The organism is Microbispora sp. H11081, from assembly GCF_012999535.1.
In the GTDB taxonomy this organism is placed as follows: domain Bacteria; phylum Actinomycetota; class Actinomycetes; order Streptosporangiales; family Streptosporangiaceae; genus Microbispora.
In genome coordinates, this window is sequence record NZ_JABBWV010000007.1 from 221581 (window position 1) to 232744 (window position 11164).

The 11164-nt window shown below is 68.7% G+C and carries 12 protein-coding genes and 1 tRNA gene; 6 read left to right on the forward strand and 7 right to left on the reverse strand.

All coding sequences use genetic code 11. The features are described from left to right. Positions 1 to 88 precede the first annotated feature (88 nt). The 3 genes from HHX31_RS19915 (at position 89) to HHX31_RS19925 (ending at position 3461) form a co-directional block, all read left to right on the forward strand. Positions 89 to 748: a TetR/AcrR family transcriptional regulator gene (locus HHX31_RS19915; protein ID WP_169949807.1), complete on the forward strand. Its 660-nt coding sequence runs from the start codon at positions 89 to 91 to the stop codon at positions 746 to 748. 413 nt (positions 749 to 1161) lie between these two features. Further along, on the forward strand, positions 1162 to 1554 hold the full coding sequence (locus HHX31_RS19920) for an ester cyclase (RefSeq protein WP_169949808.1): 393 nt from the start codon (positions 1162 to 1164) through the stop codon (positions 1552 to 1554). A gap of 362 nt (positions 1555 to 1916) precedes the next feature. Further along, complete coding sequence (locus tag HHX31_RS19925) at positions 1917 to 3461, forward strand: RICIN domain-containing protein (protein ID WP_211589994.1); 1545 nt, start codon at positions 1917 to 1919, stop codon at positions 3459 to 3461. Between the two features lie 133 nt (positions 3462 to 3594). On the opposite strand, the gene HHX31_RS19930 is transcribed toward HHX31_RS19925, so the two are convergent. Continuing rightward, positions 3595 to 4482, reverse strand: coding sequence for a methyltransferase domain-containing protein (locus tag HHX31_RS19930; RefSeq protein ID WP_169949809.1), 888 nt, complete (start codon positions 4480 to 4482; stop codon positions 3595 to 3597). 103 nt (positions 4483 to 4585) lie between these two features. After that, positions 4586 to 5272, reverse strand: a complete 687-nt coding sequence (locus HHX31_RS19935; RefSeq protein WP_169949810.1) for a helix-turn-helix domain-containing protein — start codon at positions 5270 to 5272, stop codon at positions 4586 to 4588. Positions 5273 to 5358: 86 nt separating this feature from the next. On the opposite strand from HHX31_RS19935, the gene HHX31_RS19940 reads away from it, so the two are divergent. Next, a complete protein-coding gene (locus HHX31_RS19940; RefSeq protein WP_169949811.1) occupies positions 5359 to 6510 on the forward strand; it encodes an acyl-CoA dehydrogenase family protein in 1152 nt (383 codons plus the stop codon). A gap of 42 nt (positions 6511 to 6552) precedes the next feature. On the opposite strand, the gene HHX31_RS19945 is transcribed toward HHX31_RS19940, so the two are convergent. Then, positions 6553 to 7665 (reverse strand): amidohydrolase family protein, encoded by a 1113-nt coding sequence (locus HHX31_RS19945; protein ID WP_169949812.1) that lies wholly within the window; start codon positions 7663 to 7665, stop codon positions 6553 to 6555. Between the two features lie 80 nt (positions 7666 to 7745). Here HHX31_RS19945 and HHX31_RS19950 point away from each other — a divergent pair, with 80 nt between their 5' ends. Then, complete coding sequence (locus HHX31_RS19950; protein WP_169949813.1) at positions 7746 to 8324, forward strand: TetR/AcrR family transcriptional regulator; 579 nt, start codon at positions 7746 to 7748, stop codon at positions 8322 to 8324. 312 nt (positions 8325 to 8636) lie between these two features. Here HHX31_RS19950 and HHX31_RS33745 read toward each other — a convergent pair whose 3' ends face one another. The 4 genes from HHX31_RS33745 to HHX31_RS19970 all read right to left on the reverse strand — a co-directional run bounded on the left by HHX31_RS33745 (position 8637) and on the right by HHX31_RS19970 (position 10540). Beyond that, complete coding sequence (locus tag HHX31_RS33745) at positions 8637 to 8864, reverse strand: hypothetical protein (protein ID WP_211589995.1); 228 nt, start codon at positions 8862 to 8864, stop codon at positions 8637 to 8639. Between the two features lie 189 nt (positions 8865 to 9053). Further along, entirely contained in the window at positions 9054 to 9335 is a 282-nt protein-coding gene (locus HHX31_RS19960) for a hypothetical protein (RefSeq protein ID WP_211589997.1), read from the reverse strand. Positions 9336 to 9495: 160 nt separating this feature from the next. Continuing rightward, positions 9496 to 9572, reverse strand: a tRNA-Pro gene (locus HHX31_RS19965). Between the two features lie 35 nt (positions 9573 to 9607). Then, positions 9608 to 10540, reverse strand: a complete 933-nt coding sequence (locus HHX31_RS19970; RefSeq protein ID WP_169949814.1) for a metallophosphoesterase — start codon at positions 10538 to 10540, stop codon at positions 9608 to 9610. Between the two features lie 80 nt (positions 10541 to 10620). Here HHX31_RS19970 and HHX31_RS19975 point away from each other — a divergent pair, with 80 nt between their 5' ends. Further along, positions 10621 to 11076, forward strand: a complete 456-nt coding sequence (locus HHX31_RS19975) for a GatB/YqeY domain-containing protein (RefSeq protein ID WP_169949815.1) — start codon at positions 10621 to 10623, stop codon at positions 11074 to 11076. Positions 11077 to 11164 lie beyond the last annotated feature (88 nt).

Consider the following 11164-nt stretch of genomic DNA (forward strand, 5'->3'; position numbering starts at 1 on the left):
CGTTCGGTTGCAGAGCCACGCTAGCAGCTTTCTGTACCGATCGGTTGCATGGAGGCCGGATTTTTGTACCGGATGGTAGGCTCGGCGCATGAGCAGCACCGCTTCCTATCGCGGCAGGGGACGCCCACGCGCTTTCGCGGAGGACGAGGCGCTCGACCGGGCGATCCGGGTCTTCTGGGAGCACGGTTATGAGGGCGCTTCCCTGAGTGACCTCACCGCGGCCATGGGCATCAACAAGCCGAGCCTGTACATCGTGTTCGGCAGCAAGGAAGAGCTGTTCAAGCGTGCCGTCGCCCGCTACAGGGACACCTACGTGGCGTACGCGGCGGGCACCTTGGAGGAGCCGACCGCGTATGCCGTGATCGAGAGCTATCTGCGCGCCGCTGTCGATGCTCTGACCGGCAGCGATCACCCACCGGGCTGCCTGACCATCCAGGGTGGTCTGTCCTGCGCGCCGTCGAACAGCGGTATCTCCGAGCACCTGGCCGGTTTCCGGGCGGTCTTCGAAGGTGAGCTCGCGCAGCGGCTGGCCCGGGCGGAGAAGGAGGGTGACCTCGCGCCCGGCACCGACACCGCGGCTCTGGCCCGTTTCGTTGTGACCCTGGGTCAGGGTCTGGCCGTCCATGCCGCGGCCGGCGCGGGGCGTGAGGATCTGCAGGCCGCGGTGGACGTCGCATTGCGGGCGGTCGCCGCTTACCTGCCCTCGGGGAGTCCGGTCACCCCAGCGGCGGAGACCGCCGAGGCGTAGCCTTCGACACCGCCGTCGTCGTCGGCGGCGGGGTCGCCGCCGTACTGCCCAAGACCTGCGCCCAGCGCACCGACGGCCAGGCCGGCGCGTCACCGCACGCCCTCGGGCCGGATTAGGCCAGGACCCCCGTCAACGATCCAACCGCCTGGGGCTCATGTCCTCATGGTGCTGCCCCGTACGCGCCCCCGCTAAGGCTTGTCCACCTGCGCACCCGCGACCGGCGTCGGTCGCCCGTGCCGGCCGAGTACGCACGCCTCAGGGCAGCGGCGCTCCTCGCCAGTCGCGATACCGATCGGTGCAGATTCGCGCGCCACATTGCAACCGATCGGTACAGAACCTGCTAGTGTGGCGGAGCAGCAACCGATCGGTACAAAAATGGACCGTCGGCTTCGCAAGACGGTGAGGAGAATCCGATGACAGACAACAACCTGCGCGCCTGGTACCTGCGTTACGTGGCCGCACTCAACGCGCACGAGTTCGACGGTATGGATGAGTTCATCAACGACCAGGTCATTTTGAACGGAGAGCCCGGTACCAGAGACGACGTCATCGCGGTTCAGAAGCACGACATCGATGCCGTCCCGGACCTCCATTGGGAAGTCAAGGAGCTACTGTTCGACCGAGACCGCATCGCGGTGCGCGCCGTCAACACCGGCACTCCGGTGAAGGAATGGCTCGGTGTCCCGCCTTCCGGCGCCTCGTTCGAGATCGTGGAGTACGCCATCTACAAGGTCGAGGACGGCCGATTCGTGCAGATGACGGCGCTGCATGATTCGGCTGAGATGCTCCGGCAGTTGACCGCCTGACATTCACCCCGCCGGCGTGCCGCCGAGCCAACGGTGTCGCGGTGCCGGAGCGTAGCGAGCGCGCCTCCGGCACCGCATGTCAGCCAGGACTTTCGTCCGCTTCACTTGGTTCTGCATGGTGCGGTGGAATCGCGTTGGCGCCGTCGGGGCGTTGGCGTGACCAGAAGGTCTGCCTGAAATTTACAGCGGTGTCCGTCACGGGCCAGCGGTTCGAGTAAGCCGCCCCCCTTTTCGGTTGACGCACTTCCGCCTCCTCCCTAGCGTGAAGCCTCCGTGGGTGATCGGCACATGAATGTTAACGCTAACAATAGGCGCGAGTGAAAGCGTGACCCAGCCATTCAGATCTAGCGATGGGACATTTCATGGCACTGAGCATGGCGCCTGATGGTCACTCATCAGGACCCTCGCGGAGCAGCCGGTCGTTACGCGGGTTGCTGATCGCCCTGGTGGTGACCGCGCTCACCACAATGGCAGCCCTCGTCCCCTCCTCGTCGGCCAATGCCGCCACCAACCACTTCCGAGGCATGAACTGGGCCGTGCTGGGCGACAACTTCAGCACCGGCACGCTCGTGGTGCAGGGCCTGAGCCAGTCCGACAGCAACGCGACAGTGCGGGCCAAGGCCAACGCGCTCTACGACGTCATGGAATACGTCATGGGGGTCAACACCGTCCGGTTGCCCATCAACACCCACACTGTGGCCAACACGACCTGGTGGAACGCCTACCGCGGCGCCATCGACGCCGCCGCCGACCGTGGATTCAAGGTCATCCTCGCCTATTGGGAAGACGGCGCCGCCTCCGGTGGCAGGATCACGAACCTCGCCGCGTGGAACTCGATGTGGTCCAGTGTGATCAGCACGTACGGCTCGAACGGCAACGTCTACTTCGAGCCGATGAACGAGCCGCACGGCTACTCATCGGCGGAGTGGCGCAACGTAGCGGCCAACTGGCTCAGCACTCACACCTCGGCGGTGCCCGGCCGGGTGCTCATCGGCGGCACCGGCTTCAGCCAGGACCTCCGGGACATCTGCAACGACAGCCGCTTCAACTCGACGCTGCTGTCCTTCCACTACTACGCCTTCTTCTACAGCGCGATGACCTACGACGGCTTCCGGAGCCACATCCAGACGCTTCTGGGCAACTGCGCCTCCCGCGCGGTCGCGACGGAATTCGGCGCGCCGATGTCCACCGGCCTCAACTACGCCGACCCGAACAGCACCGACAACTTCGTGCGCTACCTCCGCGCCATGGCCCAGGTCATGCGTGACAACCAGATGGGCGGCACCTACTGGCCCGCCCTCGGCGGCAAGCCGGGCAACATCGGCTACGACTGGTACTCGATGTACGCCCTCGGCGGCAGCGGCACCAACCTCACCTTGAGCATCCGCAACCAATCCGGCGCCGACCGGGTCCGCTACGGCTGGGGCGACACCGTCCGCGACTCCACCCCTTCACCTGCACCTTCGCCTTCGCCTTCGCAGCAGCCGGAGACGTTCTACAGGCTCGACGTGCGCCACAGCGGTAAGGCCATGGACGTCCTGCAAGCGAGCACCAGCAACAACGCGCGCGTCGACCAGTACACCTACGGCGGCAACGCGTGGCAGCAGTGGCGGTTCCAGGACGCCGGCAGCGGCTACTGGCGCATCATCAGCCGCCACAGCGGAAAGTGCCTCGACGTGACGGGCGCCTCGACCGCCGACGGCGCCGAACTCATCCAGTACACCTGCGGCACCGGCAACAACCAGCAGTTCCAGATGGTCGCCAACGGCGGCTACTTCCAGCTCCGGGCACGACACAGCGGCAAATGCGTGGACGTGCCGTCCGCGTCGACCGCGGATGGCGTGATCCTCAAGCAGTATCCGTGCAACACCGGCGCCAACCAGCAATGGTCGCGCACGGCCGTCTAACGGTCGTCTCGACGTGACCGCGGATCCTCGGTACGTCCCTCCCGGTGCCGATCTCATACTGTGAGCTCGGCACCGGGGATCCGGATCGCGGCGTCCTGCCTGTGGGCAGGCCGGCCAACGCCTGGATCCGCACCTAACCGAGTGCCGGCGGGCGCTCGGCTGGACGGCGTCCCCAGGCCGAGATCAGCGGCGCGAGTGTCAGGTCGAGTTCGCCCGCGTGGATGGCGGCCAAGTGCGCGTCGATCTCGGCGTCTTCGGCCAGGCCGGCCGCGAGCAGCTCACCGCGTACGTGCCGGATGGTCGCCGCCTCCAGCCGATCGCAGGCCGGCCCGCCGACCGGGAAAGAGCCCGCCGCGGCGACATCTACCAAGCCGGCCTCACGCAGTGCCTGCGGCAGTGTCCGGCCGTAGCGCAGGTCCGCGCCGCGGCGCGTCAGCAGCTCCCGGACCGCGTCGCGCAGCCGGTTGGCCCGCCGCTGCGCCGGGCCGCTGTCGTCCAGGCATGCCAGTGGCTGCAGGGCGGTGTCGGCGTCTTCGACCAGCAGCCAGCCGCCGGGCCGCAGCGCCGCCGCCATGTTGGCCAGCGCCCGAGCCCGGTCGGGTACGTGGACCAGCACGAGCCGGGCGTGCACGAGATCGAACGTCCCCGGCTCCGGGGGCGGATCAGCGGCGACGTCGTGCCGGCGCACCTCGTACCCGTCGCCTGCCTTCAGCCACGACGGGTCGATGTCCGTGGCCAGCACGTGCCCGGCCGGACCGACGGCCGCCGCGAGCGCCTCCGGGATGCTGCGGCCACCGGCCCCGACCTCCCAGCAGCGCGAGCCGGCCCTGACCCCCAGTCGATCGAAGTGCCCCCGCGTCACACCGTCGAACAGCTCGGCCAGCCAGACGAATCGCTCGCCCGCCTCGGCGCGCGCGTTGTCCAGCAGGTACCGGCGGGCGGGCTCTCCGCCGGGCGCGGTAGTCCCGCCTGTGGGATCCGGTCGGCCACCGACGTGCGGCGGGCGGGGCGTGGAGGTCATGACTACATGATCACCTCCTCCGGCCACCAGCGCCACGACGGGAGAGGGACATCTCGCACCGCCAGGGAACCCGCACGTCCTGCAGCACGGCTTGCACCGCGGGTCAGCTCACGCGGTGCGGGCGGGGGACCTGGGCGAACGTGGAAAGCCTGAACCATCGGGGCATGCTGCGGCGTAGCTTCTCCGGGCCTCGCACCTCAAGAGTGCCGGAACGGAGAGCGTCGGACCAGGTGAGGTCGCCACGCCAGATCTCGGTCATCCGCCGCAGGCCCACGACCACCGTCACCGTCGGTGGATAGCCCGGATCGTCGTCGCATACGTCGACATCGCCGGGGGTGATGACCAGCCACCAGTCGCGGGTGCGCGCTGCCACATCCGTGAAGCTGAACTGCACCACCGTGCGCTGTTGAGGGATGACATCGTGGTCGACGTTGCGGTGCATGTCCCACAGCAGCAACTGCGGATCGAGGTCCTCGTCGCCAAGCTCCGGGATCCAGCGCATGCCCCAGGCGCCCAGCGCTTCGACCACTGGCCGCAGTTCCTGCCCGGCCGGGGTGAGCAGGTACCGCACCCGGTTGCCGTCTGCATGGCGCTCCAGGACGCCGGCCCGCTCCAACCGGTTGAGCCGCCTGGACAGCAGAGAGGGGGACATCCTCGGCACCCCGCGGCGCAGCTCGTTGAAGTACCGGCTTCCGGTGACCAGCTCCCGGATGATGAGCAGTGTCCAACGCTCGTCGAGCAGCTCCATCGCCTTCGCGACGGGACAGAATTGTCCGTACGAGGAACCCACGCCGCTCAGCCTAACCCGAGACGAAACCAGCAGGCGGTACACATCTTGTACTAGAGAGGGCCTCCTGGAGTTTCTAGCGTCGAGCCATGACCCTGACGATGAACGAGCCCCTGCACGATGCCGATGTCGTCGCACTGGCCGCCGAAGTAGGACAGAAATGCGCCCCCACCGAGGCGCGGCACGACCTGGACGCGACCTTCGTCGCGGAGGGCTACCAGGCGATGCGGGATCACGGCTACCTGAGGCTGGCCGTACCCACGGAGTTCGGCGGCCTGGGTGCCGCACTGCGCCAGGTGGTGCTGGCGGAGGGCGAGCTCGCCCGCCATGCCGGATCGGCCGCGCTGGCCTCCGCCATGCACCTCTATCTGACGCTGGTCCAGTGCTGGCGGCACCGTCGAGGCGCGCCGGACGCCGAAGGCGCGCTGCGCCGAATCGCCTCCGACGGACTGATCATGGCTACCAGCGGTGGATCGGACTGGGTGTGTCCGACGACGACGGCCGTCGAGGTCGACGGCGGGTTCCGGTTCACCGGACGGAAGACCTTCTGCTCGCAGGCGCCGGTCGCCACCGTCATCTCCACCTCGGCAGTGCTCGGGGAACCCGGACCCGACGCCGAGGTGCTGCACGCGGGAGTGCCGCTGTCCAGCCCCGGCGTGTCGCTGGTCGAGACCTGGGACACCCTCGGCATGCGTGGCACCGCCAGCCATGACCTGATATTCGAGGACGTGTTCGTCCCAGCCGACAAGATCCTCGGGCGCCGGCCGTACGGGAAGCTCTCGGGCCCGCTGCTGGTCGCCGCCATTCACTTCGCGCCCGTCGCGGGCGCGGTGTATCTGGGCATCGCGCAGGGGGCGTACGCCGAGGCGCTCCGTGTCCTCGGCGCGCGTGCGGGGGACCCGGCTCCGGCGGCGGTACGTCAGCTGGGGGAGATGGCCGCCCGCCTGCGGGTGGCATGGTGGGCGCTGCTCGCCGCTGTCGAAGAGGTCGGCGACGACCCGCCGGCGGACGAGCCGACCTTGATCACGCTAATGGTGGCCAAGCGGCACGCCGTGTGTGAGGCGAAGGCCATCGTCGACCTCGCCCTCGACGCTGTGGGAGGCGCCGCCTTCTTCCGGACCTCCCTATTGGAACGGGCATATCGGGACGTCCGGGGCGGCCCGTTCCACCCCCTCACCCCCGAGGCGACCTTGGCTCTGGCCGGCACCGCCGCACTGGCTGGTGCGGAGCGCACACCGTGAGCGGTGTTCTCTTCACCGAGGCCCACCGGCGGCGGCCGGGTATCAGGGTTCGCGAGCGGTGGCCGGAGTAACGGGGTGACCCGCGCACCAGACGGCGCGGATGTCGCGGGTGGCCGTGATGTCCCGGGTCGGGTCGCCGTTGACCAGCAACAGGTCGGCCCGCATGCCCGGCCGGACGGCGCCCCGGTCGGCCAGGCCGAAGGCGCGGGCGGGCAGCACGGTCGCCGAGCGCAGGATCTCCACCGGCGTCATGCCGGCCCGCGCCATCAGCTCGAACTCGTGATGCAGGCTCTCGCCGTGGGGCACGGGCAGCGGCGCGGACGGCTCGGTGTTCGCGTCCGTCCCGGCGAGGATCTCAACACCGGCCCGGTGCAGACGGCCGACGTCGCCCAGCACCGCCCCCAGGTGGTCGGCCCGCCCAGGCGGCGGGCCGGAGGTCATGAAGGCGGTGAGCAACGCCTCCATCATGGTGATCGTCGGGATGGACCTCTGGCCGGCGCTCCTCATCGCGGCGACGTCGTGCGCCCGGATCCCGCCGGTGATCGGCGTGTGCGTGACGAACTCCGCTCCCGACTCCACGGCCATCGTGTAGGCGCCCGCCGTGGCGGCGTGCACGATCGTTTTGAGCCCGTACTCGCGTGCCGCCTCCACCAGCGCACGCAGTGCGTCCGCGGGCGGCCCGCCCTCGCCGGGGGCCTCGGCGACGCCCTTGATGTAGTCGACACCTTCCGCCGCCCGCGCCTCGACGTGCCGCCGGGCATCGGCTGCGGTCAGGATGACGGCTTCCGGCGGCATTCCCGGCATGCGGGCGTGGTGGCCGCCCGGCCCGATCGCGGGCAGTCCGGCTGTACGGAAGTCGGCTGCTCCTTGGATCTCGCGCAGCGAGGCCACCCGCTCGGCCGGCCAGCAGGCCATGTCGAGTCCGGTCGTCACTCCCCAGGCGGCCAGGGCGGCCAGGTTCCCGGGGTCGTGCAGGTGGACATGCGCGTCGATCAGCCCGGGCAGCAGCGCCGCCCCCGCCGCGTCGATCTCCTCCGCGCCGGCGGGATCGTCGCCGATCAGCGCACCGTCGATGACGACGGTGCGGGGCTCGCCGAGCCGTTCGCCATCGAAGACCCGCACATTGCGCACGGCTGTCCTGCCGTCAGTGGACATGGGCCACCCACCCCAAATAAGGAACAATTTTGTTCACTATCGGAGGCTAGCACGGCGAAGTGCGTGATATATCCGTCCTCATGAGTCCCACCCGCCGCCGCGGAGACGCCCTCACCACCGCGATCTTCCAGGCCGTCCTGAGCGAACTGGCCGGGAGCAGCTTCGAGGAGCTGACGTTCGACAAGATCGCCTCCGCGGCCGGGACCGGGAAAGCGGCCTTGTACCGGCGCTGGTCCACCCCGGCCGAACTCGTCCTCGCCGCGCTGAGCGACCCCGCGACCGGCTTCGGCGACCCGCCGGCGCCGCCCGGCACGGGCGCACTGCGCGATGACCTGATCGCCCTGCTCGAGCACTTCGCACGGGCGCTCGACGAGCCGCGCGGCCGCGCGCTGCTCCCGCTCATCGCCCACCGCCACCGCCATCCCGAGCTGTTCGAGCAGGTCCACCGGCTGGTGGTCCGCCCGCACCAGGAAGTACTGCTGTCCGTCCTGCGCCAGGCGGTCGAACGCGGCGAAGCCGCACCCGGCAGCCTCACCCCGCGCGTCGTCTCAGTCGGGCCACGCCTGATCCTCTTCCAAACATGGGAGGGCGGTCGCGTGGACTCCGGCGAGATCGCCTCCATCGTCGATGAGGTGCTCATTCCGCTGACGAGGCCATGACCCCCTGGCCGGCAGCCCGCAGGGCGGCAGTGCGAGACGAAAGGCGCATGTTGTGAGTGGGCCACGGGCGGGTGACCTTCAGGGCTGCCTGAGGTTCTTAACGGCTACGTGATCGGGTTCAAACCACTAACGCCACGCTAACGAACGACAAGGGCCTGATCGCCGCCTACTGCTATCAGGCCCTTGACCTGCCACTACATGGTCGGGGTGGCGGGATTTGAACCCACGGCCTCTTCGTCCCGAACCCTGGCATGGGGACCATCGGGAAGGGTCGGGTAAGCCGGAAGGTTCATGAATGGTTCGATGAAGAATTCACGGGGTGATCAGCATGAGGCCGTGATGGACCTTGAAGTCTTCGAAATCCTTTACGTTCAGCGTGGCAAGCGGCAGACCGTGTGTCAGGCAACAGGCGGCGATCCACATGTCATTCATCGGGCGTGCGCGACCGCGTTTCATCCCGGCGGCGGAGAGCTTGCCCCAGGTAACAGCGACGTCTTCATCGCCGGGCAGGGACGGGGACGCCGACGAGCCATTCCGCAAGAGCGCCGCGGCTCCGTGTGCCCCAGTCGCGGACTTCCATCCACTTCGTCAGCTCGGCGAGAGTAACGAATGTGATCACCGGAACGGCTCCCACCAACTTGGCGGCCAAGGTCTCCGGCAGTCGGCGCTTGTGGATCAGTGAGGAGGCGTCAGTGTCCAGGACGACAGGGGGCGTGGTAATCGGGTGGGTCAGGCGATGTCGGCGTGGCGCTCGGCATAGGTGAAGGCCAGGAACTCGTCCAATACCTCATCGCTTTCGAAGGTCTCGGCAGCGAGCTCGTCAACAGAACGGATCGGACGCGCTTGCTTAGCCCTGATCAACTCCTCGATCGAGGTCTTCTTCCGGACAGGCGGGAAGATCGGGTGATCTGGCTGGCTCTCGCTCATCATGCCCCCTTGCCGCTCGTCCTGCTTCCTCAAGGTACGGATCGCATCATGTGATCGCACGGCTTCTCGTCCGGCGAATGCCATGTCCCCGAAGTGAATACCGCGACTGGGGTCAGCTCACCCGGTGCGGGCGGGGGGATCTGGACGAACGTGGACAGCCTGAACCACCGAGGGGCTCGTGGTCACTCAGCAACGCAGAAGGCCGGTTCCGATCTTCGGAACCGGCCTCTCAGCTGGTACTACATGGTCGGGGTGGCGGGATTTGAACCCACGGCCTCTTCGTCCCGAACGAAGCGCGCTGCCAAGCTGCGCTACACCCCGGTCGCTCGGACTTTTCGTCCTGCGCCTCGGCAAGTCTAGCGGACTTTGCGGCCGCTTGTGCCATCCGGCACGACGGGGCGGCGGGGAACGAGCGTCAGCAGGGTCGCCTCGGGCGGGCAGGCGAAGCGCGCGGGCGCGTACGGCGAGGTGCCGAGGCCGGCGGAGACGTGCAGCCAGGCGCTCTCGTGCCTGCTGAGCCCCTTGACGCGGGCGCGGTCGATGCCGCAGTTGGTCACCAGGGCGCCGTAGAAGGGGATGCACAGCTGCCCGCCATGGGTGTGCCCGGCCAGCAGCAGCTGATATCCGTCCTCGGCGAACCGCGACATGTTGCGCGGCTCGGGGGAGTGCATGACGCCGAGCCGCAGGTCGGCGTCGGCGGGCGCCTGGCCGGCGATCTCGTCGTACCGGTCCCGGTCGATGTGGGAGTCGTGGATGCCGCCCACGTGGACGTCGAGGTCGGCCACCTTGAGGCGGGCGGCGGCGTTGTTCATGTCGAGCCAGCCGGCCTCCCGCATCGCGGCGCCCAGCTCGTCCCACGGCAGGTTCGGTACGTTCTGCCGCGAGTCTCCCTTGGAGGTGCGCCACAGGTAGCGGGCCGGGTTCTTCGGCCGGGGGGCGTAGAGGTCGTTGGAGCCGTAGACGAACAGGCCAGGCCGGTCGAGCAGCGGCTCCACGGCGTACATGTACGACTCGACGGCGTCGGGGTGGGCCAGCGTGTCGCCGGTGTTGACGACGAGGTCGGGGTTGAGCGAGGAGAGCGACCGCACCCACTCGATCAGCCGCCGGCGGCGGGGCGTGAGGTGCAGGTCGGAGATCTGCAGGATCCGCACCGGGCGCTGGCCCGGTGTCAGGACGGGCACGTCGAAGCGCCGCAGCCGGAACCAGTTCCGTTCGACCACGGAGGCGTAAGCGGCGCCGGCCACGCCGAGACCGAGGATGGACAGGGGAACCGCGGCTGCTTTCCTCACACAGCCATGATGCCCGACGTACGGCCCGCCTCCCGCATAACCTGGCGAAGATCGGAGCCCGGGCACGGCAAGATGGACGCATGAGTGCGTTGAAGGACAAGCTGAAGGCCGATCTCGCGGTGTCGATGAAGGCCCGTGACGAGGTAAGGGTCCGGACGATCCGGATGGCGCTGGCCGCCGTCAACGTCGAGGAGGTCGCGGGCAAGGAGGCACGCCAGCTCTCCGACGACGAGGTGATCAAGATCCTGACCCGCGAGGCCAAGAAGCGCCGGGAGGCCTCCGAGGCGTTCGCGGGCGCCGGGCGGGCCGAGCAGGCCCAGGCCGAGTTGGACGAGCAGGCGGTCCTGGAGGAGTACCTTCCCGCCCAGTTGAGCGACGACGAGCTCAACACGCTCGTCGACGAGGCGATCGCCGAGAGCGGCGCGGAGGGTCCCAAGGCCATGGGTCAGGTCATGAAGGTCCTGAACCCGAAGGTCGCGGGCCGTGCCGAGGGTGGCCGCGTCGCCCAGGCCGTACGCGCCCGTCTGTCCGCGTAACGGCCCCCATAGCGGTCCGCGTAACCGGTCCTGATAACGGCCTGGGGCGGAGACGACGATGGGCCGCTCCCCGTAACGGGGAGCGGCC